General features: G+C 65.2%; 22 protein-coding genes. 10 read left to right on the top strand and 12 right to left on the bottom strand.

Features of this window, described 5'->3' with window-relative positions:
- The first annotated feature begins 8 nt into the window (after positions 1–8).
- The 3 genes from ACIBG0_RS27540 (at position 9) to ACIBG0_RS27530 (ending at position 4,998) form a co-directional block, all read left to right on the top strand.
- A complete protein-coding gene (locus ACIBG0_RS27540) occupies positions 9–1,091 on the top strand; it encodes an AAA family ATPase (protein WP_397036257.1) in 1,083 nt (360 codons plus the stop codon).
- Positions 1,092–1,163: 72 nt separating this feature from the next.
- Complete coding sequence (locus ACIBG0_RS27535; RefSeq protein WP_397036107.1) at positions 1,164–3,737, top strand: DUF5682 family protein; 2,574 nt, start codon at positions 1,164–1,166, stop codon at positions 3,735–3,737.
- A gap of 100 nt (positions 3,738–3,837) precedes the next feature.
- The gene (locus ACIBG0_RS27530; protein ID WP_397036106.1) at positions 3,838–4,998 is read left to right on the top strand and encodes a VWA domain-containing protein; all 1,161 of its coding nucleotides are present in this window, start codon (positions 3,838–3,840) and stop codon (positions 4,996–4,998) included.
- A 1-nt stretch (position 4,999) separates the two neighbouring features.
- On the opposite strand, the gene ACIBG0_RS27525 is transcribed toward ACIBG0_RS27530, so the two are convergent.
- From ACIBG0_RS27525 to ACIBG0_RS27470, 12 genes are all read right to left on the bottom strand, one after another.
- A complete protein-coding gene (locus ACIBG0_RS27525) occupies positions 5,000–5,827 on the bottom strand; it encodes a phosphatase PAP2 family protein (protein WP_397036105.1) in 828 nt (275 codons plus the stop codon).
- A 740-nt stretch (positions 5,828–6,567) separates the two neighbouring features.
- Positions 6,568–9,084, bottom strand: coding sequence for an ABC transporter permease (locus ACIBG0_RS27520; RefSeq protein ID WP_397036255.1), 2,517 nt, complete (start codon positions 9,082–9,084; stop codon positions 6,568–6,570).
- Between the two features lie 171 nt (positions 9,085–9,255).
- Entirely contained in the window at positions 9,256–10,035 is a 780-nt protein-coding gene (locus ACIBG0_RS27515; protein WP_397036103.1) for an ABC transporter ATP-binding protein, read from the bottom strand.
- An 81-nt stretch (positions 10,036–10,116) separates the two neighbouring features.
- Positions 10,117–10,542 carry an acyl-CoA thioesterase gene (locus tag ACIBG0_RS27510; RefSeq protein WP_397036101.1) on the bottom strand — a complete coding sequence of 142 codons (426 nt, stop codon included), beginning with the start codon at positions 10,540–10,542 and terminating at the stop codon, positions 10,117–10,119.
- A gap of 135 nt (positions 10,543–10,677) precedes the next feature.
- Complete coding sequence (locus ACIBG0_RS27505) at positions 10,678–11,076, bottom strand: hypothetical protein (RefSeq protein ID WP_397036100.1); 399 nt, start codon at positions 11,074–11,076, stop codon at positions 10,678–10,680.
- On the bottom strand, positions 11,073–11,291 hold the full coding sequence (locus ACIBG0_RS27500; RefSeq protein ID WP_397036098.1) for a type II toxin-antitoxin system HicA family toxin: 219 nt from the start codon (positions 11,289–11,291) through the stop codon (positions 11,073–11,075). Before ACIBG0_RS27500 ends, ACIBG0_RS27505 begins: the two co-directional genes overlap by 4 nt.
- 104 nt (positions 11,292–11,395) lie before the next feature.
- Positions 11,396–11,974 (bottom strand): TetR/AcrR family transcriptional regulator, encoded by a 579-nt coding sequence (locus tag ACIBG0_RS27495; protein WP_397036096.1) that lies wholly within the window; start codon positions 11,972–11,974, stop codon positions 11,396–11,398.
- An 11-nt stretch (positions 11,975–11,985) separates the two neighbouring features.
- Positions 11,986–13,452 carry an FAD-dependent oxidoreductase gene (locus tag ACIBG0_RS27490; RefSeq protein ID WP_397036094.1) on the bottom strand — a complete coding sequence of 489 codons (1,467 nt, stop codon included), beginning with the start codon at positions 13,450–13,452 and terminating at the stop codon, positions 11,986–11,988.
- A gap of 12 nt (positions 13,453–13,464) precedes the next feature.
- Entirely contained in the window at positions 13,465–13,932 is a 468-nt protein-coding gene (locus ACIBG0_RS27485; RefSeq protein WP_397036253.1) for a carboxymuconolactone decarboxylase family protein, read from the bottom strand.
- A 19-nt stretch (positions 13,933–13,951) separates the two neighbouring features.
- A complete protein-coding gene (locus ACIBG0_RS27480) occupies positions 13,952–14,854 on the bottom strand; it encodes an NAD(P)-dependent oxidoreductase (protein ID WP_397036093.1) in 903 nt (300 codons plus the stop codon).
- Positions 14,851–15,603, bottom strand: coding sequence for an SDR family oxidoreductase (locus tag ACIBG0_RS27475; RefSeq protein ID WP_397036092.1), 753 nt, complete (start codon positions 15,601–15,603; stop codon positions 14,851–14,853). Before ACIBG0_RS27475 ends, ACIBG0_RS27480 begins: the two co-directional genes overlap by 4 nt.
- A gap of 50 nt (positions 15,604–15,653) precedes the next feature.
- The gene (locus ACIBG0_RS27470) at positions 15,654–17,177 is read right to left on the bottom strand and encodes an aldehyde dehydrogenase (RefSeq protein WP_397036090.1); all 1,524 of its coding nucleotides are present in this window, start codon (positions 17,175–17,177) and stop codon (positions 15,654–15,656) included.
- Positions 17,178–17,467: 290 nt separating this feature from the next.
- Here ACIBG0_RS27470 and ACIBG0_RS27465 point away from each other — a divergent pair, with 290 nt between their 5' ends.
- The 7 genes from ACIBG0_RS27465 to ACIBG0_RS27435 all read left to right on the top strand — a co-directional run bounded on the left by ACIBG0_RS27465 (position 17,468) and on the right by ACIBG0_RS27435 (position 24,798).
- Positions 17,468–18,673 carry a cytochrome P450 gene (locus ACIBG0_RS27465; RefSeq protein WP_397036088.1) on the top strand — a complete coding sequence of 402 codons (1,206 nt, stop codon included), beginning with the start codon at positions 17,468–17,470 and terminating at the stop codon, positions 18,671–18,673.
- The gene (locus ACIBG0_RS27460) at positions 18,673–19,473 is read left to right on the top strand and encodes an SDR family oxidoreductase (RefSeq protein WP_397036087.1); all 801 of its coding nucleotides are present in this window, start codon (positions 18,673–18,675) and stop codon (positions 19,471–19,473) included. The genes ACIBG0_RS27465 and ACIBG0_RS27460 overlap by 1 nt, the downstream gene beginning before the upstream one ends.
- A gap of 2 nt (positions 19,474–19,475) precedes the next feature.
- The gene (locus ACIBG0_RS27455; protein WP_397036086.1) at positions 19,476–19,691 is read left to right on the top strand and encodes a ferredoxin; all 216 of its coding nucleotides are present in this window, start codon (positions 19,476–19,478) and stop codon (positions 19,689–19,691) included.
- Positions 19,691–20,242, top strand: a complete 552-nt coding sequence (locus ACIBG0_RS27450) for a nuclear transport factor 2 family protein (RefSeq protein ID WP_397036084.1) — start codon at positions 19,691–19,693, stop codon at positions 20,240–20,242. Before ACIBG0_RS27455 ends, ACIBG0_RS27450 begins: the two co-directional genes overlap by 1 nt.
- On the top strand, positions 20,236–21,480 hold the full coding sequence (locus tag ACIBG0_RS27445) for a hypothetical protein (RefSeq protein ID WP_397036082.1): 1,245 nt from the start codon (positions 20,236–20,238) through the stop codon (positions 21,478–21,480). Before ACIBG0_RS27450 ends, ACIBG0_RS27445 begins: the two co-directional genes overlap by 7 nt.
- 12 nt (positions 21,481–21,492) lie before the next feature.
- A complete protein-coding gene (locus tag ACIBG0_RS27440) occupies positions 21,493–23,103 on the top strand; it encodes an acyl-CoA synthetase (protein WP_397036080.1) in 1,611 nt (536 codons plus the stop codon).
- A 99-nt stretch (positions 23,104–23,202) separates the two neighbouring features.
- Positions 23,203–24,798 carry a succinic semialdehyde dehydrogenase gene (locus ACIBG0_RS27435; protein WP_397036078.1) on the top strand — a complete coding sequence of 532 codons (1,596 nt, stop codon included), beginning with the start codon at positions 23,203–23,205 and terminating at the stop codon, positions 24,796–24,798.
- Positions 24,799–24,824: the final 26 nt, after the last annotated feature.

Below are 24,824 nucleotides of genomic sequence, written 5' to 3'. Positions count from 1 at the left end.
CCGATTCGATGCCGGAGCTGTTGCGTCCACATGCCGAACAGGCGTATGCCGAGGAGTTGCGGGCGCTGGCAGCGATCGATGATCGGCCGCGGCCGCCGTCGTGGCAGCTGTCACCATGGGCGGTGGTCACCTATCTGCTGGGTGGCACGCTCGACGATGGCACCGTGATCAGCCCCAAGTACGTCGGACCGCGTCGCCTCATGGAGGTGGCGGTCGCGACGCTGGCGACCGATCGGGCGCTGCTGCTGCTCGGCGTGCCCGGCACCGCGAAAACCTGGGTATCGGAACATCTTTCGGCCGCGATCAGCGGCGCGTCGACGCTGCTCGTCCAGGGCACATCGGGCACCGCCGAAGAGGCGATCCGCTATGGCTGGAACTATGCGCGGCTGCTCGCGGAGGGGCCGAGCGAGGGTGCGCTGGTGCCGTCGCCGGTCATGACGGCGATGCGTCGCGGTGCGATCGCGCGGATCGAGGAACTCACCCGTATTCCGTCCGATGTGCAGGATGCGCTGATCACCGTGTTATCCGAAAAGACGCTGCCGGTGCCGGAACTCGGGATGGAGGTGCAGGCGGCCAAGGGTTTCAATGTGATTGCCACTGCCAATGACCGTGACCGTGGCGTCAACGACCTGTCCTCCGCGTTGCGTCGCCGCTTCAATACCGTTGTGCTGCCGCTGCCCGCCAGTGAGGACGAGGAGGTCGCCATTGTGACCCGCCGCGTCGAACAGCTCGGCTCCGCGCTCGAACTTCCGACTGTTCCGGCTGCGGCCGAGGAGGTGCGCAGAGTTGTTCGCGTCTTCCGCGAGCTGCGCTCCGGTATGACTGCCGACGGCCGCACCAAACTCAAGACGCCCTCCGGCACCCTGTCCACCGCCGAGGCGATCTCGGTGATTACCAATGGCATAGCCCTGTCGGCACACTTCGGCGACGGTACCTTGCGTGCCTCGGATATCGCGGGCGCGGTCCTCGGCTCGGTCATCAAGGATCCGGTGGGCGACGCTGTCATCTGGACCGAATATCTGGAAGCCGTTGTGCGTGAACGTCCAGAGTGGTCCGACTTCTACCGCGCCTGCCGCGAGGTCACCCGATGAGGGCGCGGCGACATCTGAGCCGACGACATCGCCCGTTCTACCGGGGGTGACATGGTGAGGAAGACAAACACAGTGGACGAGCAGCAGAGCGCAGCCTCGAGCGGTCCGGTGACCCGCGTATTCGGTATCCGCCATCACGGCCCGGGTTCGGCCAGATCCCTGCGCGCCGCATTGGAGCAGTTTCGTCCCGACGCGATCCTGATCGAGGGTCCGGCCGATGCCGATCCCTTGGTCGGATACGTCGCGGCAGAGGGGATGTCGCCGCCTGTCGCGCTGCTGGCCTATGTGCCGGATCAGCCCGCCAAGGCCGCATTCTGGCCCTTCGCCGTATTCTCCCCCGAATGGCAGGCGCTGCGATATGCGGTGGAACATGCAGTGCCGGTGCGGTTCTGCGATCTACCCGCCACCACTGTCCTGGCCACCGAAGACGAACCGGGCGACCGCATCGACCCACTCGCCGAATTGGCCGCCGCCGCCGGCTATGACGATGCCGAACGCTGGTGGGACGCAGTAGTCGAATCCGTCGCCGACACCGACGCTTTCGAAGCGATCACCGAGGCAATGGGCGCACTGCGCGAAGCAGTTGCAGGTGACACCAGCGGCGAGGCACCCGATGACGCGGGCGACGACATCACACCGACTGGCGGCACTGTCGAGGTCGAACCCGGCGACGCACGCGAAGGGTCGGTACGCGATCGAATCCATTACGAATACACGGCAACCGACGCCGTCGCAGGCCGTACCGCACACGGCTCGGCCGACGCCAACCCCACCGAGGTCGAACCCGGCGGCACATGCGACGGGCCAACACACGACCGACTCCAGCAGGAACACACAGCATCCGACACCGCCGTAGGCCGTGCCGCACACGGGGCGGCCGGTGAGAACGCACCGACCGGCGACACTGTCGGCGAAGCGATCGGGCTCGAACACGCCGAGCGCGAACCCCTCGGAATCGACACGCACACACTTCGGCGTGAAGCGTATATGCGGCAGACGATGCGGAGGGTGTTGAAGGAGGGGGCGCGGCGGGTTGCAGTGGTGTGTGGGGCATGGCATGCACCGGCGTTGGCGGGGAAGTTGGGTCCGGCGACGGCAGACACCAAGTTGCTCAAGGGGCTGCCGAAGGTGAAGGCGACGGTGACTTGGGTGCCGTGGACGCATTCGCGGCTGGCGACGACCTCCGGATACGGTGCCGGGATTACTTCGCCGGGCTGGTATCACCACCTGTTCACCGAGACCGAGCAGCCGATCGCGCGCTGGCTGACCAAGGTGGCTGGAGTACTGCGCGCCCACGATCTGCCGGTGTCGAGTGCGCACATCATCGAATCCGTCCGGCTCGCCGATACGCTCGCGGTGCTGCGGGCTCGGCCGCTGGCCGGACTGTCGGAGGTCACCGAGGCGGTGCGGTCGGTAATGTGCGCCGGCGATGAGACGATGCTGCGGCTCGTCGCTTCCGAACTAGTGGTCGGCGAGGCACTCGGAGCCGTGCCGGATGGCACGCCGACCGTGCCGCTGGATGCCGATCTGCGCGCCAGGATCCGCACACTGCGGCTCGAGCAGGAGGCCCTGTCCCGCAATCTCGATCTCGACCTGCGCAAGGAGCGCGGAGTCGAGCGTTCGCGACTGCTGCACCGGCTGCGGGTGCTCGGAATCGACTGGGGCACACCGACAACCGGTGAAGTGCGCAGCACCGGTACCTTCCGCGAATCCTGGACGCTACGGTGGCGACCCGAATTCGCCGTCGCGATCATCGAGGCCTCCCGCTGGGGCACTACCATTCGCACCGCGGCGGAAGCCAAAATCCTGGATACCGCTGGCCGCGAGGGCAGTACCGTCGGCGATCTCACCGACGCACTCGAAGTCGCGCTGCTCGCCGACCTCGGCGATGCCACCAATGGCCTGATCACCCGCCTGGAGTCGGCAGCGGCACTCGACCACGACGTAACCCACCTGCTCGCCGCCCTTCCCGGCCTGACCCGCACACTGCGCTACGGCGATGTCCGCGGCACCGATACCGAGGCACTCGCCCACGTCGCGGACGGTCTGCTCGTGCGGATATGCGCGGGCCTGCCCGGCGCGGTGACCGGCCTCGATACCGACGCCGCCGAACATCTGCGCACCCAACTCGATGCCGCCCACACCGCCATCCACACCCGCGACAATGATTGGGCAACCGGCGAATGGCTCGCCGCCCTGCACCGCCTGGCCGACCGTGACGATGTGCACGGCGCTCTCGTCGGCCGCGCCGTCCGATTACTGGCCGATGCCGGGCGCATCGATGAAACCGATTCCGCGCGTCGGCTTTCCGCCGCGCTCTCGATCGGCAATACGGCCGCCGCCAAGGCGGCCTGGATCGACGGGTTCCTCGGCGGTCGCGGGCTGATACTGGTCCACGACCGAGAGTTGTTGCGGCTCATCGACGATTGGCTGCGCGGTCTCGGCGACGATATGTTCGTCGAAATCCTGCCGCTACTGCGCCGCACCTTCGGCGCATTCGAATCCGGGGAGCGCCGCGCCATCGGCCAGGCGGTGCGCGACAGCGGCTCCGGCGCAGCGCGCACCGGCGAGGAAGCGGCATTCGATATCGAACGCGGGCTCGTCGCCATGCGCACGGTCGCGGACATCCTGGGAGTGCCGGTATGAGCCCAAACACGCTCCTTCAGCACCCGTTCGACCCCCTCGATCAACCCCGAACCACGATGTGGCGACATAGTGCCGTCACCGAACTTCCCGGAGTGACCGGATGAACGCGATCGATGAAACCCAGTCCAGGCGTTGGCGTCTGGTACTCGGCACCGCGGCCGAACAACCCCTCGGCGGGTTGGGTTCCGCGGACGACGAGGCGATGGATCGAGCACTCGGCGCGGTCTACAACACCGATGATCAGACATCCGGTAAACGCTCCGCCGGACTGGGCGGCTCCGCACCGAAGGTGGCCCGCTGGCTCGGCGATATCCGCAGCTACTTCCCGTCCACCGTCGTCGAGGTCATGCAGCGCGATGCCGTGGATCGGCTCAATCTGACCCAGCTCCTGCTGGAACCGGAACTACTCGAGGCGGTGGAACCCGATGTGCATCTGGTCGGCACCCTGCTGAGCCTGAACCGCGTGATGCCCGAAACCACCAAGGCAACAGCGCGAATGGTGGTCGAGAAGGTGGTCCGCGAAATCGAACAGCGCATTGCCGCGCATACCGTCGCAGCGGTCTCCGGTGCGCTGAATCGCGCCGCCCGCGTCACCCGACCTCGGCTGCGCGATATCGACTGGGACCGCACCATCCGCAAGAACCTGGCCAACTACCTCCCCGAACATCGGACCGTGGTGCCCGAACGCCTGGTCGGCTACGGCCGCAAGGCGCAGGCGGTGCGCCGCGATGTCGTCCTCGCGATCGATCAATCCGGCTCTATGGCCTCCAGCGTGGTCTACGCCTCGGTCTTCGGCGCGGTTCTGGCCTCCATGCGCTCGCTGAAAACATCTCTGGTCGTCTTCGATACCGAGGTCGTCGATCTGACCGAACAGCTCAGCGATCCGGTCGAGGTCCTTTTCGGCACCCAACTCGGCGGCGGCACGGACATCAATCGTGCTATCGCCTACTCCCAATCACTCATCACCCGCCCGGCCGATACCTTGTTCGTCCTCATCTCCGATCTCTATGAGGGTGGTATCCGCGAAGAGATGCTGCGCCGCGTCAACGCCATGCGGGAGTCCGGCGTTCAGGTGGTTGTGCTGCTCGCCCTCTCCGATGACGGCGCTCCCGCCTTCGACCACGAAAATGCCGCCGCCCTGGCCGCGCTCGGCGTACCGGCGTTCGCCTGCACCCCCGACAAGTTCCCGGACCTGCTCGCCCTGGCCCTTGACCGCGGCGATATCCAAGCCTGGGCCAACCGAAATGCCGGAGCCAGCTGAGTCAGCGCGTCGGCACAAGCTGCGGACCCACCGGCCCCATGGCACCCCACGCCGTAGCCGAGGCGGGCACCACCAGCGGATGCAGCAGCGCGGCCAACCCGAGCAGCACCACCGCGACGATCGCGTCGAGCCAATAGTGATTGCCGGTCCCGACCACGACGAGCGTGGTGAGCACCGGATGCGCCAATGCCAGCCACCGCCAGGAACTACGGGTCGCCGCGACCACGGCGAAGGCCAGCAGCAAGGCCCACCCCACATGCAGCGAGGGCATGGCGGCGAACTGGTTCGAAAGCCCGCCGGAATCCGGTGAACCATAGACGGATTGGCCGTGGAGGGCGGCGAGGTCGACGAAACCGTAATCGGGCAGCATGCGCGGAGGCGCGAGCGGTATCAGCACATGCACGACGAGCGCGGCCCCGGTCAATGCCACCATCAGGTTGCGGGTCCAGCGGTAGTGCTCCGGCCGGAAGACCCACAGCCACAACAGCACCCCGACCGCCACCGTGAAATGTGCGGTGGCGTAATAGAAGTTGGCCGGTACCGCGAGCAAATCCCGATGCAGGAATACCGCCTGCACCGTAGTCTCCTCCGGCAGCCCGAGCTTATCCTCGAGCCCGAGCATGGCCCTGGCATTTCCGAGCGCGTGCACGGTGTCATCGGCGGTGAACATCCGCCCGACCCGATAGGCCACATAGAGCACGGTGATCAACGCGAGCTGTCGAACCGCCTCGCCGCCGCGGCCGTGCACCGCCGCCCTCATCTTCTCGCCGATGCCATCGACCGCGGGCGAAAAACCCACGTTCGGACCACCGAGACCCACCGCCACCATTGCCAGCGGCCTCCTTACCCATCCATCCCCGGGCCGTTATCAGACGTTAAACGGAGTATCAACCTCCGTTTAACGTAGCATCAGTCGTTAGCCAGACTCAGCACACTGTGACCAGAGAGACATCTCGATTCGACTGCTCAGCGATCTCGACTCGCTGGATGATCCGCACGCTGCGCGTCATCGCCAGCCGACGGCCGCACCCGACTACACGCATCGGGATGCGAAACCCGCCAATGTCCTGCCGCGACGGTCGGCGGGCACTGGATTCGCACGATCGAGCGCTGTTGACCGACTTCGGGATCGCCCGGCTGCCCGACGACAGCGGCCACGTCACCAGCGCCCGGAACGCGGTCCGGGCTACGCCTCGCCCGAGTAGCTGACTCTTGGATCGCCTAACCGACCAATACTCCCCGGCCTACCCCAGTCAGCTGCGCACCGACCGCATGCAGCCCCGCGTGGACTCGACCACCGCAGAATCGACGGAGACATCTTCGAATCTCAATGTGTGACGCAGCGGCACTCACACGATTGGCCCGGAAGGCTGGCTGCCGGGCATTCGCCGTACTCCCCGCCGACCCGGTCGGCGACACATCGAACCGATCGTGCGCAGCGAAACCGTTGTCGCGGCGGGTCCGATCATCGAGCGACTGCCGCGCACCTCTGCACCGACTCGGCCCACTCCGCCGAGCGACGTCTATCGAGTGCCGACGGCGGAGTGGCCCGTACTTTCCGAGGTAGACCTACAGGTCCGCGATAGCCGCCAGTGGTGGCGTACGGGCGGCCCGGATGCCCGGCCACAGCGCGGCCAGCACACCGACGACGGCCGAGCTGATGAGCACGAGCACCAGCTGGTTCCACGGGATGGCGATCTCATCGATGCCCAGATCACGCAGGGTTCGGAGGAAGCCGATACCCAGACCGAGGCCGAGCAGCATCCCGACGATCGCACCGAATACCGCTATCAACATGGATTCCAGATAGATGGTTCGGCGCACCTGCGACCGTTGCATGCCGACCGCGCGCAACATACCGATCTCTCGACGGCGTTCCACCACCGACAACGCCAGGGTATTGACGATGCCGAGAATGGCGATCACCACCGCCAACGCGAGCAGTCCGTAGAGGATAGCGAGCAACGTATTGATCTGTTTGCCCTGCGCGCCCTTGAACTCCTCCCGGTCCTGCACCTGAACGACGACGAACTGCTCGGTCGCATTCTCCAGATCGGTACGCATCTGGGTCAGATCGGCACCCGGCTCGGCCTTGACGAACATGAGCAGGTTGGTCCGGAAGTTGACCGGCATCACCTCGTCGTACATGACCGGCGAGACCACCAACGGGCCGAGCAGCGGCGTCTTCTTGTAGATGCCGACCACCCCGACCGGAATCTTCTTGAACCCGAGGCTCGTCACGGTGACCTGATCGCCGACCTTCCAGCCGCGTTTATCGGCCTCGTCCTCCGACACCATGACATCGTGATCGCCGAGGGTGTTGGTGCCCTTGATCATGTCGTAGTTGATGACGCGATCGGGCGTGCCGTCGAATTCGGTGCCGGTCAGCTGCTCATCGCCGACCTTGAATGTGACACCGCGCAAGCCGACCACATCCGCCACCCCGGGCACCGATTTGCGTACCGCGTCACCCGCACCGAGCGGCACACCGATCAGCTGCGGTCCGGCCAGCACATAGTCGGCCTTCACCCCCTTATCGACGAGCACACTCACGCTGGCTTTCGCCGATGCGCCGAGCATGCCGATCGCGGTCACCAGCATCAGACCGAGGGTGAGCGCGAAAGCCGTTGCGGCAGTGCGCCGTGGATTGCGCGCGGCGTTATTGCGCGACATCCGGCCGATCGACCCGAACGGCCGCAGCAGCACCCCGAGACCGCCCACCACCGGCCGCGACAATGCGGGCGCGGCGAGCAGTACCGCGAAGATCAGACCGAGCGCGCCGATCCCGACCGTCAATGCGGCGTGGCCGCCGGTCTTCTGCGCGCCGAGCAGCACGAGCACCACACCCGCGACGGCCAGCGCGAGGCCGATTCCGGTCCGCAGCCGCAGCGATTCACCGGTCGAGGCGAACTCCTCGCGCATCGCCTGCACCGGCGGAATCTTGGCGGCGCGACGCGCGGGCGCATAGGCGCTGACCACCGTCACCAGCAATCCGACGAGCAGCCCGACGATCACCGTGCGCGGCAGCACCGTCAGCGATCCGGTCGGCAGGCCGAGATCGAATGCATTGAGCAGTGCCGAAAGCCCGAAGGCAAGACCGATGCCGCCCGCCAAACCGATTGCGCTGCCGATCAATCCGATGACCAGCGCCTCCGCCACCACGGATCGGCCGACCTGTTGTCGACTCGCGCCGACCGCGCGCAGTAGCGCCAACTCACGCAGCCGCTGGGCCACGATCATCGAGAAGGTGTTGTAGATGATGAAGGTGCCGACGATCAGTGCGATCGCACCGAAGGCGAGCAGGAAGTAATTGATGAAGTTGAGCGCGTTGGAGACTTCCTTCTTCAGATCGGCGCGCACCTGATCGCCGTTCTGCACCTTGTAATCCACCAGCACGTTCGCGATCTTGTCGCGCAGTTCGTCGCCGGGAGTACCGGCAGCGGCCGCGATATCGACATAGGCGACATGGGTGCCGTCGGTGAACAGCTGGCGCGCCTGCGTGTCGTCGAACAGCACACCGATGAATCCGCCGGTGTCCGACGGGACTTCGTAGATTCCGGTGAGCGTGACGTCGATCGGATTGCCGTGTGAGGGAACCAGCACCTTGGTCTTCTCACCGACATGCAGACCCGCGCGTTCCGCGCCGCCGGTATTGAGCGCGATTTCGCCCTCGCGCGCGGGCGGGACACCCTGAACGAACTTATCCGGCTCGGCGACCGCCTTATCCGGCGGGATATAGGACTGACCGAAAGTCGGTGCGCCTCCGGTCTGTACGGCCTTTTTGCCATCCGGATACAGCAGCACCAGCGGTCCGTTGACACTCGGCGCGACCGCCCGCACCCCGTCCATCTTGGCGATCTGATCGACCACGCTGAGCGGAATACCCTGTGCCTGTTGTTTTTGCGGACTCACCCGCACATCGACGCCCTTGGCCTGATTGGCGAATATCCCGTCGAAGGTCCGCTGCAAGGTGTCGGTGAAGACGAAGGAGCCTGCGATGAATGCGGTTCCGAGCACCACCGATAGCAGGGTCAATGCCAGGCGCACCTTGTGCGCGGCGAGATTGCGCAAGACCACCTTGCGCATCGGTTTGCCGCTCACGACTGCGCCTCGCTGACGCTCGGCTCCGTCGTGCGCGAAGGCGCGCTGTGTCTTTGGTTCACTCGCTGACGCTCGCTCACGACTGCGCCTCGCTGACGCTCGGCTCCGCCGTGCGCGAAGGCGCGCTGTGTCCTTGGTTCACTCGCTGACGCTCGCTCACGACACCTGCTCCAGCGACTTCATCTTGTCGAGCACCGATTCGGCGGTCGGATCACGCAACTCGTCGACAATACGACCGTCGGCTAGGAATACCACCCGGTCGGCATATCCCGCCGCATGCGGCTCATGGGTGACGATGACGACCGTCTGCCCGAATTCGTCCACCGCCGCGCGCAGGATCGACAGCACCTCCTCCGAGGCGCGCGAGTCGAGATTGCCGGTCGGCTCGTCACCGAAAATGATCTCCGGCTTGCCCGCCAGCGCCCGCGCACACGCCACGCGCTGCTGCTGTCCGCCGGACAGTTCGCTCGGGCGGTGCGTGAGTCGATCGGTGAGTCCGAGCCGCTTGATCACCGTATCCAGCCAGTCCTGGTCGGGCTTGCGGCCCGCGATATCCAGCGGCAGGGTGATGTTCTCCTGCGCGGTCAGCGTCGGCACCAGGTTGAACGCCTGGAAGACGAAGCCGATGCGGTCGCGGCGCAACCTGGTCATCTGCTTATCGGAGAGCCCGGCGAGATCGGTATCGCCGATCCGCACGGTTCCGGAGCTGGCACTGTCCAGGCCGGCCAGGCAATGCATGAGAGTCGATTTGCCCGATCCGGAGGGCCCCATGATCGCGGTGAACTCCCCCTTCACGAACTCTGCCGATACCCCATCCAGTGCCCTGACCTGCGTATCTCCGTGTCCATAGACCTTCGTCATGTCGATGGCGCGGGCCGCCACAGTAGTGGCGGCTGCCGAATTCTCGAGGTCGGCACCTAGGGCGTGCGAAGTCATGGAATCCAGTCTGTCCGGTATCGAGCGCCCGCGCCATCAGGGACCTCCCCCAACTCTCGAGGTCTCAATAAACCCTTAGAACTACTCCGACCGGCCCAGACCGAAGACGGTCGGATCTTGCGCGAGGTCGCGGAAGTAGCGCGCGCCGTCCGGCACCAGGCGCCGTTCGGTGAGATCGAGCAGACCGCCCACCCCGACGATCTCGGCGGAGATCGTGCCATCGGCCTTGCGGATCTCCTGAATGGTCCGGTGGGTCTTGCCATCCCAGGCGAAATCGCAAGTGACGGTGACCTCGTCGCCCACGAACAGTTCCTGTTTGAACTCGAGCGTGACCTGCAGCGAGATCGGCCCGACCCCGGCATCGCGCAGCTTCTCTTGGGACAAGCCGCCCTCCCGCAGGCAGGCCCACCGCGCACGTTCCGCATAGTGCAGATAGACAGCCTGGTTCATATGCCCGTTGCCATCGATGTCCTCGGGCGACACGGTGATCGAGAGCGCGAATCCCATGGACTCACGGTAGCGGCGGGGTACGACAAGAATCCGCAGCTACCGCACCGGCCTCATGCCTTGATGAAATCGAGGATGTCGGCATTGAGCTGCGCGGCGTGCGAGATCATGATGCCGTGTCCGTTAGCCCCGGTATCACTTGGCCAGTTGCCCTACTCGCTGGCGCGCAACACCGAGCAGAGTTGCGACATCGACGTCAGGAACGTCTTCGCGCCGGAGCTCCTTCACAAGTGCACGCTGTTCATCGTTGAGTTGGTTCGACAGACTTTCGAGCTTCGCGCGAAGCTCAGCAATGCGTTCAGTTCGCATTTGCAAATCGTGCGCATCACCGAAGTCGTCGACAATCAAACGTGTTTCGACCCGAGAGAGCGGAACGTCGAGCTTCGCAGCAATGATCGTGCGCGCCTCATAGCCGACGTCTGTCAAGTGGCGTGCTTGTCCGCACGGATCTTGCCCGTACACATCTGGGATAGTGATTTCCCACCATCGCCCGACGCGGCTTGCGTGAATGTCATAGGTAATGGCTTCGCTCACTGTTCCTCCTTAGCGCAATCGCAGGAGTCAACGGCCTTGTTGATAGTGCGGACCACGCCCGGCGAAATTGTGCGGTGGCCATCCGGGACACTCACGTCATGTTTACTGGACGGACACCCGTAGATGGTGTGGCTACCGGCACCATCGCGCAGCCGGGACCAACCGGCCTCCTTGAGTGCCTTGAGGACTTTCCTGGTCGGCTGCTCTGCGATCACTAGATATGCTAGCACGCTAGCCGAAAATTCGGCAAGCGAGCTAGCCCATTCTAGGTTACGAGGATCGCCACGGACGCCGAGGTTCCGCCGTGACGGAGGAGGAACTACTTCAGAATCAGCAGTGCCGACTTCTCGATGCGGTCGGCGATTTCGGAGTAGGAGGCGTAGCCCATACCCGCGCGGACGAGCGCGCCCGCGTACAAGAGTTCCAGGGATTCGACCACATTCTGGTCGGCGTCGGGACCGAGAGCGCGCACCAGGCGTTTGCGGATCTCCATCCCGATCCGCGCGCGCAGGTGGGCCACATCCGGATCGCGACCGAGCAACGCGCTGGTCACCGCGCCCGAGAGTTCCTGTTCATCGGCGACGAGCATGGCGATATTGCGCAGTTCGGCGACGACCCGGACCGTGGGGTCAGGATCATCGCTGACGGGAGCCGAACTGGCGAACAGGCGACGCCAGAAGATCTCGGCGACGAGATGTTCCTTGGAGGAGAAGTAGGTATACGCCGTGGCGGTGCCGACGCCGGCCGCCGCGGCGACCATGCGGATGGTCATCCCCGCGAAGCCTTCGCGCGCAAGCACTTCCACTGCGGCCTTGGTCAGCTTGTCGACGGTGTCGGCCTGCTTCTCGGTGAGGCGACGCCGGGTCGCCTCCAGGATGATGGACTCACCTTCGGACATGTGTCTAGATCCTACTTTGCGGCGGCGCGACCGGCGCGTCGGCCATAGAAGCTGCCGTCACCAAGGGACGCACCGCTGACATAGCCACCGGCACAGAGCCCGGAGGTGCAGCGGCCCGCGGCGAACAGACCCGGAATCGGTTCACCGCAGACGTGCAGCACCCGCGAATCCAGATCGGTGCGCAACCCACCGAGCGTGAAACCCGCTGTGAATCCCCGCATGTCGAAGGCCGCGAGCGGGGTGCCGATCGGCTTGACCCACTCCGGCTTCTTCCCGAGCAACGGATCCTTGCCATCGGCGGCGTGCAGGTTGTAGCACTCCACGGTGCCCTGCAACGCACGCTCCGGCAGACCCATATCGGACTCCAGCTCGGCGACCGTCTCGGCCGCCCAGGTCGGCGGTTGCCGGAAGAACGGCGTGGACGTCACCGTGGCCATGGCTGCCTCGAGCGACTCCTCATCAATGACCAGAAATGCCTGATTCTCCTGCTGGATCAGCGTCGCCTGCCCGATCCGCCCCGGATAGGTGTCCTCCGGGATATAGCGCTGGCCGCGCCCGTTGACCAGGATCCCGCGCGCCAACAGCTGTGGATCACCGAAGAACGCCACCTCGGTCGCATCCATGTGCGCCAACTCCGCACCCAGCGCCTGCGCTACCAGGATGCCGATGCCGTCGTGCTCCTCGATGGCGGCGGCGGGTCGCCCGATCAACCGCGGCGCATAGCCTTCGATCATCTGCTGGTGGTAGGCGAAGCTGCCGGTGGCGAGCACGACCCCGCGTTCGGCGCGGATCGCGACCTCTTTGCCGAAGCGCGTCGCGATGACGCCGACCACCCGATCGGTCTCGTCGATCACCAGCCGCCGGATCCTGATGTCGTATTCGACGCCGACGCCGAGACTTTCGGCGGTATCGGCGAGCGGTTTCATCAGCATGTAGCCGCCGCTCTTGGCCCCGATCTTCTTATCCGCCATCTGCGGAACGTGGCCGCGCGGAGCGGGTTTCGCGATCGTATTGAACGGCGCGGCATTCTCGCCACCGGAGTACATGAGTCCTTGGTCGTGCGGCGGTTCCCAGCCGGGCTCACCCCAGAACTCCTCCTTGAACGGCACACCGCAGGAGACCAGCCAGTTGTAGTGCTCGACGCTGTTCTGGCAGTAGTCCGTGATCTTGGCTCTATCCTGTCCCGGCCCCAGCGCGGCCTGCAGGAATGTCTCCATATTCTCGGGTGTGTCCTCGAAGCCGAGCGCCTGCTGCAACGGGGTGCCACCCCCGAGGTAGATGAATCCGCCCGCCATGGCCGCCGCACCGCCCCAGCCGCCGGTGCGTTCCAGAATCAGTACATCGGCACCCGCGCGTGCGGCCTCGATCGCGGCACAGACACCGGCGATGCCGTATCCGGCGACGACGACATCGGCTTGGAAATCCCACGCGGTGACCGCGTCGGCGAGCAGCGGCCGGACCTTTGCGGCATCAGACATGTTTCGCGTTCCTCACTTGCTCACGTCTTCGGACGGCACAGACGATTCGGACTCCGCCACTTGTTCGGACTGCTTGCGTGCCGCCTTTTTCTGTTGGGCGACAATCGTTCCCACCAGTAGATCGAGTTTCGTGCCGGTCGGCCACCCGATGTAATAGCAGAGGAATAGCGCGATTTCATGCAGCTGCGCCTCGGTCAGCTCCTGGTTGCGCAGGGCCGCGCCGATCTGGATACCCGCCGTATCCATCGCCCCCTGGGCGGCGAGCGCACCGAGCAGGAGCAGTCGGCGGTCCCGGATGGTGATTCCAGGGCGCGACCAGATTTCGGCGAAGAGGTGATCTGCCGTCACGGCGAAATGGTCGCCCGGGTAGTCCTGGAACTCGGTGCCGTAGACCTCGGCCATCTTGGCCAGCCCGCGCTGACGCACGGAATCGGCGGATCCGTTCTCCTGCGCACCGGTCACCCGACCGCCACCCCCCATCGAATCGCTACGCGATGCCTCACTCATTGGATTCCCTTTCCTTTGGCACGCCGAGCCCCGGCCCGAGACGGTCGAGAGCCAGTTCCGCCAGCGGCAATTCGACGCCGAGTCGCGCGCCGAGATCCAGGGCCAGGCTCAGATCCTTTTCGCCGAGATCGCGCACGTGGCTCAGGATCGGCAGCCAGAAATCATGCGGTTCGATCGGCGCGGTGCGGTCGCGCAGCATGATCGCGCCGGGCCCGCCGGTGACCGCGTCGGAGTGCCGGACGACATTGCCCAGCACGGTGATATCCAGATCCGCGGCCTCGGCGAGCCGCTGCGCCTCGGTGGCGGCGGTGAATGCGATGAAATGCAAGAGGTTGCGCGCCAACTTCATTCGGGTGCCCGCACCGACCGGTCCGGCGTGCACGACCAGATCGGCGAAGCAGCCGAAAGGACCGCGCACCCGCTCGAATGCCGTATCGCTGCCGCCGACCATCACGGCGAGCTTGCCGCGCGCGGCCCCGACCGCACCACCGCTGATCGGTGCGTCCACCAGTTCGACGCCATATTCGCCACATTCGCCCGCCAGCTCCTCGGCGGTCCGGTCGCTGATGGTGGAGTGGACCGCGACAACCGTGCCAGGGGCGGCCGTTCGCAACACCCCGTCCGGTCCGGTGACCACGGCCCGCACCTGCGCGTCATCCAGTACGGTCACCGAGATGACGGCCGCCTTCTCGGCGATCTCGGCAGCAGAAACGGCCGCTGCCGCACCGGCTTCGAGAAGCGGCGCGACCGCATCGGGCCGCATATCGCAGACAGTGAGGCCGCCGGGCCAGGACAGCAGACTTTTGGCCATCGGGGCGCCCATATTGCCCAAACCGATGAACCCGACCGGCAATTCGTCAGCTGTGCCGATTGTTCGCTCGTTGCGCTCACTCATGACCGGAACACTTGTCCGCCGTCGACATTGAAGATCTGCCCGGTGACCCAGCTCGCGTCGTCCGAGAGCAGATACAGGCAGGCGCCGACCAGGTCATCCGGTGTTCCCATTCGCTTGAGCGGCAACCGTTTCACCATATCGTCGACAATGACGCTCGGTGTCACGGTTTTGGTGGCTTCGGTATCGATGGGGCCGGGTGCGATGGCATTGATGCGAATGTTGGAACCGCCGAGTTCGAAGGCAAGTTGCTGGGTCAGGCCGTTGATGCCGACCTTGGCCAGGCCGTAGAAGCTGGAGTAGGTCCAAGCGGCGGTGGAGGATTGGTTGACGATGGATCCGCCGCCCGCCTTGACCATGTGCTGCCACACCGCACGCGTCATATTCAGCGCGCCGTCCATATTCACGCTCATGAACTTCTTGTAGTAGTCCCATGGCACGCTGAGCAGCAGGTTGAGTTTCATATCGCCATAGATGGCGGCATTGTTCACCAGATGGTCGATCGCACCGAATTCGCGGATGGTCAATTCGGCCAGGGCGGTGGCCGAGTCCGGATCGGCCACATCGACCTCGCCGAAGATGGCGCTGCCGCCGTCGGCGGTGATCTCGGCCGCGACGGCTTTACCGCGTTCGGCATTCAGGTCGGCGACGACGACATTGGCACCTTCGCGCGCCAAGGCCTTGGCATACGTCGCGCCGATGCCTTGGGCCGCGCCGGTGACGATGGCGGTCTTTCCCGGGAATCGAGTCATGAAATCAGCTCCTATAATTTATCCAGCATCGCGAAGCGAGACGGGTGGGCCTATCCGGCGGTCGCGACGAGCTTGGTTTCCAGGTATTCCTCGAATCCGGCGACGCCCATTTCCCGGCCGATGCCGGATTGTTTGTAACCGCCGAACGGTGCGTCGGCCGAGTACCAGATGCCGCCGTTGACGCCGATCGTGCCGGTGCGAACGCCGTTGGTGACGTGCCGAATTCGGTCCGGGTCGGTGCCCCACACCGAGCCGGAGAGCCCGTACGGGGAGTCGTTGGCGATCCGGATCGCATCGTCGTCACCGTCGTGCGGGATCACCACGAGCACGGGTCCGAAGATTTCCTCGCGCGCGACCGTCGCGGTATTCGGCACATCCGCGATCAACGTCGGTTCGATGAAGTACCCGCGCTCGCGGCCAGCCGGTCGGCCGCCGCCGACTACGATCCGGCCGCCTTCGGCGCGCGCGATCTCCAGATAGCGCTCGACCCTGGCCCGCTGGCGTTCGGAGATCAGCGGCCCGCAGACGGTGCGCGCATCGGCGGGATCACCAGGCACGATGCCCGACAGCGTTGCCGCCGCCGCCTGGATCGCTTCGTCATATACGGCGCGCGGCACCAGCAGTCGGGTGGTGAGGGCACACCCCTGTCCCGCGTGCACGGCCACCGAAAACGCCGCCACCGAACAGGCTCCCGCGATATTCGCATCGTCGAGCACGATGAATGCCGATTTGCCGCCGAGTTCGAGGAAGGTCTTCTTCAAAGTTGTTGCCGCACCCGTCATTACCGATCGACCGGTCTGCGTCGAACCGGTGAAACTGATCATGTCGACGCGCGGATCGGTGGTGAGCTGTGCGCCCAGACCGTGATCGGTGGAGGTCACGATATTGACGACGCCGGGCGGAATATCGGTCTGCTCGGCAATGATCGCACCGACCGCCGCCGCACACCACGGGGTATCCGGTGCGGGTTTGAGCACCACGGTATTTCCGGCCGCGAGCGCGGGACCCAGTTTGGCGAAATTGATCTGGTGCGGGAAGTTCCACGGCGTAATGGCACCCACCACGCCGACCGCCTCGCGGCGCAGCACCCGATGGCTCTTGATGCCCATGGGCGTCGCGGTGCCGAGATCGGTTTCCCAGCTGTAGGTTTCGGCCAGCGACGCGGAGAATGACAGATCCGCGACCGGGCCTTCGAGTTGCGGCCCTCGGGTCAGCATAGTCGGTGCGCCCGCCTCGGCCACGGTGATCTCACGTAGCTCCTCGACATTGGCCTGCAATGCGGTGCGCAACTGTTCGAGGCAACGGGCGCGGAAGGCATGATCGCGCGACCAATCGGTGTCGTCGAATGCGGTGCGCGCGGCCCCGATGGCCGCGTCCATATCCGCGCCGTTCGCATTCGCGGCCTCACCGATGACCGCTTCGGTCGCCGGGTTCACCGTCGCGAAGACGCCGTCCCCGCCGGTGACCAGTTTGCCGCCGATGAGCAGGCGCGAACCGTCGGCGGGCAGGAGGCTGCGCCCACCCGTCGCCCGACCATCACCCTGCACCGAATCGCTGCGCGATGCTGCATTCATAAAGGCTCCGATACTGTCTGGACAGGTGTACGGAATATAGTCTCGCCGCGCTCGCAAGCGCAAGAACCCGTTTCAGAACCGAGCTTCAAGACTAGTCTGGCCGCGCCAGGCAAGAGCTATCAGCGACCATTCTGAGCGAACTCCACCCACACCTAGATTGTTCAGGAAACCTCTGTTGATTCCGGCATCTCGGTGGTACCGTCCAGACACATGTCCAGCTATGTGTCTCCCACCGATGCCGCGGCGCGGATAATCGATGAGAACTGGTTCTCGAATTTCGGGTTATCGCGATGACGGCCGCCTCACTGGAGCCCCTGACCTTCGACCCCTACGACTACGCGTTCCACGAGGACCCGTACCCCACCTATGAGCGGCTGCGCACCGAGGCGCCGCTCTATCACAACGCCGATATGGATTTCTGGGCGCTGTCGCGGCACGCGGACGTGACCGCGGCCTTCCGCGACAGCGTCCGCCTGTCCAGCGCCAACGGTGTCTCGCTGGATCCGGCGGCCTGGGGCCCGCACGCCAGCCGGGTGATGTCGTTCCTTGCCATGGACGATCCGCGGCATATGCGCATGCGCCGATTGGTCTACAAGGGGTTCACCCCCAAGCGGGTTGCCGAGATGGAAGCCCGGATCAGGGCACTGACGCTCTCCTACCTCGAACCGGCACTCGCGACCGGCGAGTTCGACTGGATCGATGAGGTCGCGGGCAAACTCCCGATGGATGTCATCTCCGAGCTGATGGGCGTGCCCGAGCCAGACCGCGCGGAGATCCGCAGGCTCGCCGACCTGGTGGTGCACCGCGAGGACGGCGTCCTGGATGTCCCCATGGCCGCGGCGCAGGCATCGATTACCCTGCTCACCTATTACGCGGATCTGGTCGCCGCGCGAAGGAAAACTCCGACAACGGATCTCACCTCCGCGCTGCTGGACGCCGCCATCGACGGCGACACCCTGTCCGATGAGGAGATCATCGGCTTCATGTTCCTGATGGTGGTGGCCGGCAACGAGACCACCACCAAACTCCTCGGCAATGCGCTGTATTGGAGTGCGCGCAATCCGAACGAGTACGCCAAGGTCGTGGCAGAACCCGAGCTGGTCACCGACTGGGTCGAGGAGACGCTGCGCTACGACACCTCCAGTCAGATGGTCGCGCGCTGCGCCGCGACGGATATCGATCAGCACGGCCGCACCATCCCGAAGGGCGCGAAGGTGCTGCTGCTGATCGGTTCGGCCAACCGGGACCCGGAGGTCTTCGCCGACGGCGACAGCTACCGTATCGACCGCGCCGACAAGGCCGGACTGGCCAGTTTCGGTGCGGGCGTGCACTTCTGCCTCGGCGCACATCTCGCCCGGTTGGAAGCCACCGTCGCGCTGCGCGAATTCGCTTCGCGGGTGCGGTCTTACGACGTCGTCGACGCCGGGATCAAGCGGGTGCACTCGAGTAATGTCCGTGGGTTCGCCCACCTGCCCATCATCGTGGAGGCGAAATAATGCCACGGTTCGAACCGAATCCGGTGCGCCGACCGGCGATTGTGGCCGGAGCGTCCTCCGGTATCGGCGCGGCAACGGCCGAAGCACTCGCCGAACTCGGACATCCCGTCGCGCTCGGGGCACGCCGGGTTGATCAATGCGAGGCACTGGCGGCCAAGATCCGCGCCAATGGCGGCGAGGCCTTCGCCCATCAGCTCGATGTCACCGACCCGGCATCGATCGACGATTTCGTCGGCGCGGCCGAAGATACCCTCGGGCCCACCGAAATCCTGGTCTCCGGTGCGGGCGATATCGAATTCTCGCTGGTACACGAGATGGAGCCGGATCGGTTCCTGCAACAGGTACAGGTGCATCTGGTCGGCGCGCACCGATTGGTCCACCGAGTGCTGCCGGGCATGATGCGAAGGCAGCGTGGCGATTTCGTCCTGATCAGTTCCGACTGCGCCGACGAACCGCGCCCGCGTACCGGCGCCTACAGCGCGGCCAAGGCCGGGCTCGAGGCAATGGTCCAGCAGATGCGCATGGAGCTGGAGGGCAGCGGAATTCGCGCGTCACTGGTGCGCCCCGGCCCGACGCTGACCGGTATGGGCATGAACTCCACACCCGAGGTGGTCGGGCCGATGCTGGAGGACTGGAAGACCTGGGGTTTCGCCCGTCACCCCTACATGCTGCGCGCCAGCGATCTGGCCGCCGCGGTCATCGCCGTGGTCTGCGCACCGCGGGGGGCACATCTCGTGCTGGTCGAGGTCCAGCCCGAGGCCCCGCTGCGTCCGTTACCGAACCCCGAGAACAGGAGCTGACCGTGAGGATCGTCGCCGATCTGGATCTGTGTCAGGGGCACGCCGTCTGCCAGGACGAAGCGCCCTCGACCTTCACCGTGCCCAAGCGCGGCAAGGTCGAAATCCTCGACCCGACACCGGGTTCCGAAGCCCGCGCGGATATCGAACGCGCGGTGCGCTACTGCCCCACCCAGGCGCTGTCGATCCGGGAGGACGACCCCGCGAAAGGAACACGGTAATGCCAGACTTCGACCGCGCCGAACTCGACGAGATGGTTCGGCGCTGGGTGCTGGAGAACCAGCGCTGCGAGGAAAAGGGCGATTGGAAGCCACTCGCCGAGATGTATACCGAGGACGCGACCTACGGCTGGAATTACGGCCCGACCCAGGAATTCATGGCCGTCGGACGGGCCGAGATCCGGGAACTCGCACTCGGTCAGGAAATGGAGGGGCTGGAGGGCTGGTCCTATCCATACCAACAGTTCGTCATCGATGAGCGCAGCGGCGATGTCATCGGGTTCTGGAAGCAGATCAGCGATAACAAGCGACCCGACGGCCGCAACTACAGCCCGGAGGGCATCGGCGGCAGTTGGTTCCGCTACGGCGGTGACTACCAATGGTCCTGGCAGCGTGACTTTTTCGACTTCGGCAATGTCTCGCAGTTGTTCGTGGAGATGATCCAGAACAATGCGTTGACCGCGGGTATGCAGAAACGCATCCAGCGGTCGGTCTCCGGAAAGACGCTGCCGGGCTGGTATCGGATCGGCGAAGCACCGGTTCCACTGTGGTGATATCGAGCTTCGACCGGTTGACGCGGGCCGAGCTGGCGAAGCTGGTGCCCGAACTGCTGCTGTGCGGTCACCTGATCGACCGGTCCGGAATGGCGCACTCCATCGGCGCATTCGGGCGCGAGGGCATGACGGCGGTCGCCATCGAGGAGTGGCAGCTGGCCAGTCCGGTCTATACCCGCCGCATGCGCCGCGCGCTCGATTTCGACGGCGATGACGTGCCGACGATCTTCAAGGGTCTGCAACTCGATATCGGTGCGCCGCCGCAGTTCATGGACTTCCGGTTCCGCGTCGACGATCGCGATCACGGCGAGTTCTGGCTGGACCACTGCGGCGCGCTGGCGGATGTGGAGCCGCTCGGCGAGGAGTTCGTGGTGGCCATGTGCCACGACATCGAGGATCCGACCTTCGATGCGACCGCCCTCGCCACTAATCCGCATGCCCAGGTCCGGCCGATCCACCGGCCGCCACGTCGGCCAGCGGACCGAAAGCCGGTGTGCGCGTGGACCGTCGTCATCGATCCGGCGCATATTCCACCGCCCGCACCGCCGAATGCCGAGGTGGTGGCCGATTCGCGAGCCGCGCTGCTGGAGTTGTCCCCGATCGATAAGGACGATCCGGGCCGAAGCGATTACGCGGGTCCGCTGCTCAGCGATCTGCGCTTCGCGGACTTCTCCAAATCGGCGTTGGTGCGCATGGCCGACGAGGTCTGTCTGCAACACCATTTGCTCACCCTCGGCTTCATGACCGCCGTGCGCGCGCGAGCCGCCGACATCGCGACCGATATCGGCCGCAAACAATTCACGGGCATCGCCGGAATTACCTCCGAGCGGATTCGCAACGCACTCGGGCTCGGTGCCGATCCGGCCGCGCTCGCCGAAGTACTTCGCCTGCATCCGGCGTGGAATCCCGTGTCATACAGCGGGTTCGACGTATCCGCTACCGACGATGCGGTGCGGCTGCGGGTGCCGTGGCACAGCGATGCCAACACCGATCGCACGTGGCCATCGATGATCGATCCCGACTATCTCGCACCGCTGGAAGCCATGGTGCGCGGCGTGAATCCGCGGTTCGAGGTGCGCTCTACCTCCTCCGACGAGCAGGGCTGGATCGCTGAGATAGCCCTCGCCGCAGCGCCGTTCAAGGAGGCGACCGAGGTGGCCATTACCCGGATCAGCACCGGCGCCGCCTTCACCTTCACCGACCGCGGCATCCCGCTACCGCTCACCGTCATTCACTGAGAGTGAATCGCCATGTCCAACAACTTCGCCGACCTCTTCGAACATGCCGTCGACGCGATGCCGCGGCGCATCGCGCTGATCGAAGGCGATCTCGCACTCACCTACGCCGAACTCGAAGCCCGCGCGAATCGGCTCGCCGATCATCTCGGCTCGATCGGTGTCGGGCCCGGTACGCACGTGGGTTTCCAGATGCACAACGGCATCGAGACCATGACAACCCTCATTGCCTGTTTCAAGGCGCGGGCCGTGCCGATCAATATCAACTACCGCTACGGCGTCGAAGAGCTGCGCTATCTCTATGACAATGCGGATCTCGAAGTGCTCGTGTGCCATGCGAAATACGCAGCCGGGGCACTGGAGGCACTTACCGACACGCCGTCGATTCGCGTGTTGATCGTCGACGACCGGCAACCCGACGACCCCATCGCCCCCGCAGAGCTGTCCGCCTCGTATGAGCAGGCTTTACTATCCGGCTCCCCCACCCGCCGCACCATCGACCGCAGCCCCGACGACCTGTTCATGATGTACACCGGCGGCACCACCGGCCGCCCCAAGGGCGTCATGTGGCGGCAAGAGGATATGTGGCGGGTCCTCGGCGGTGGTATCGACTTCTACACCAACGAACCGGTTTCCGACGAATATCAGCAGTCCCGTATCGGCGCACAGGGCGAACCGAGCACCTGGTTCGTCCTCCCGCCGCTCATCCACGCCGCCGCGATGATGCCGTCCTTCACCGCCCTGTGGTCCGGCAATGCCGTGCTCTTCGAGCCCAAATTCGATGCGCGGCGGGTATGGCAGGTGGTCGAACAGCGCCGTCCGCAGATCATGGTGATCACCGGCGATGCCATGGCACGTCCACTGATCGATGCCTTCCGCGCCACACCGGTCGACGCCTCCTCGCTCGTCGCTATCGGCTCCGGTGCCGCGCTGCTGTCGCAACCGGTGAAAAACGCACTGCTGGAACTTTTTCCGTCGACGGTCGTCTCCGACTCCATCGGCTCCTCCGAAACCGGCTTCGGCGGTATCGGTTTCGCACAGAAGGACGACAATCCCGGCCGCGGGACGCGCGTACAGAGCGGGCGCGGTGCGGTCGTGGTCGATGATGCGGGACGGCCGGTCGAATCCGGTGCCGAGGGGTGGCTCGCCAAGACCGGTGCGGTGCCGATCGGCTATTACAAGGATCCGGAGAAGACCGAGCGACTGTTCAAGACGGTCGACGGCGCCCGGATCGTGGTGACCGACGATCGCGCCAGGGTGGAGCCAGACGGCTCGGTGACCCTGATCGGGCGCGGCAATATGGTCGTCAATACCGGCGGCGAGAAGGTCTTCGTCGAAGAAGTCGAGAGCGTGGTCAAGGCGCACGAGGCCGTGTATGACGCGGTGGTGATCGGGGTACCGCACGAGCGCTGGGGCCAGCAGGTGGCGGCGGTCGTATCCGTGGCGGGTGCCGAGATGGACTTCGCCGCACTGGAGCATCATGTGCGCAAGCATCTGGCGGGATACAAGGTGCCGAGGCAGATCTGGCTCGCCGACGTCGTCACGCGCGCCCCGAGCGGTAAGCCCGACTACCGCTGGGCGCGGGAATTCGCGGCGAGCCGAGCACCGGATCATCAGGCGGATTGAATATGCATTCGACCAGGTCATCCCACCCAAGGCCCTGACAGCCACGATGAGAACGTGTTCTAATTCGGGGGCATCTACCGTCAGCACGGAGAAGGTCTGATGAATACAACCGAAGCCAAGAAGGATTCCGCACCGGCGCTGCCCGCCCGGATCACCGAAGCGTTGATCGGCAGGCTGACCGACATGGTCGCGGCCTCCGGCACCGCCGCTGCGTATTCGATGATCGAGGTCTACACCGGCGCCGTGGTCGGCGAGCTACCCCAATCGACTCCCGAGGATGTCGCCGCCGCCTACGCGAGCGCTCGCGCGGCCCAGAAGGAGTGGGCCGCCTGGCCGCTGCAGCGCCGCCTCGAGGTCTTCCAACGCGCACATGACCTGATTCTCGCCGAATACGAAACCATTGCCGACCTGATCCAGATCGGCTGTGGGAAGACCCGCCGCATGGCCTTCGAGGAGTCCTGCGATGTCCCGATGGTTATCAGCCATTACCTGAAGACCGCACGCCGCGTGCTGAAGTCCAAGCGGCGCGGCGGGCCGGTTCCGCTGATCACTACTTCGACCGAAGAGCACCGACCCAAGGGGGTCGTCGCGGTTATCGCGCCGTGGAATTTCCCCTTCGCCATCGCGCTGTCGGATTCGATGCCCGCGCTGATGGCGGGCAATGGCGTCGTGCTCAAGCCCGATAACAAGACGGCGCTCTGTGCGCTATTCGGTGTCGAACTGCTATATCGGGCGGGTCTGCCGAAGGGGCTGTTCCAAGTCGTCTGCGGCGAGGGTCCCGATGTGGGCCCGGCCTTGATCGACAACGCCGACTTCGTCATGTTCACCGGCTCGACCGCGACCGGACGGGTGGTCGGCGAAGGCGCTGGCCGCAATCTGATCGGCTGCAGCCTCGAACTCGGCGGTAAGAACCCGATGATCGTGCTGGACGACGCGAATCTCGACGAGGTGATTCCCGGTGCGTCATTCGCGGTCTTCGCGAATTCGGGCCAGGCATATATGCACATCGAACGGATCTATGTGCAGGACAGGTTGTATGACGAATTCGTGCGCCGATTGGTCACGGCGGCAGAGGAATTGAACGCCGAGATCGGCGCGGCCTACGACTTCACGCCGGAATTCGGCTCGCTGGTCTCGGTGCAGCATATGGAGCGGGTCGCGGCGCATGTCGAGGACGCGCGCGCGAAGGGCGCGACGGTGCTGACCGGCGGCAAGGCGCGACCGGATATCGGCCCGGCATTCTATGAACCCACCGTGCTGACCGATGTCACCCCTGAGATGACGCACGCGACCGCGGAAACCTTCGGCCCGGTGGTGAGTGTCTACCGGTTCACCGACGAGCAGGAGGCCATCCGGCTCGCCAACGACACCACCTACGGTCTGAATGCCAGCGTCTGGAGCCGGGATCTGGTCCGTGCCAACCGAATCGGCGCGCAACTCGAGGCCGGGAATATCAATATCAACGATGGCTTCGTCACCACCTATGCCGCCAAGGGCACCCCGTCCGGTGGCGTCAAACAATCCGGCGTCGGCACCAGGCACGGCGATCAGGGCCTGCTCAAATACACCGACACGGTGAATATCGGCGTGCAGAAGCGTCAGGTAATGGCCGCCCGTGCGGGCTTGCCCTACGAGAAGCAGCTGAAGACGACGCTGACAACCCTACGACTCATGCGCCGACTCAGGCTGCGCTGAAACGCATTTCACCCCAGGAGGTAGCT

This window comes from Nocardia sp. NPDC050630 (assembly GCF_044457245.1).
GTDB lineage: Bacteria > Actinomycetota > Actinomycetes > Mycobacteriales > Mycobacteriaceae > Nocardia.
Note: the sequence above shows the minus strand (reverse complement) of the source record. Positions and strands in the feature narration are given on the sequence as shown.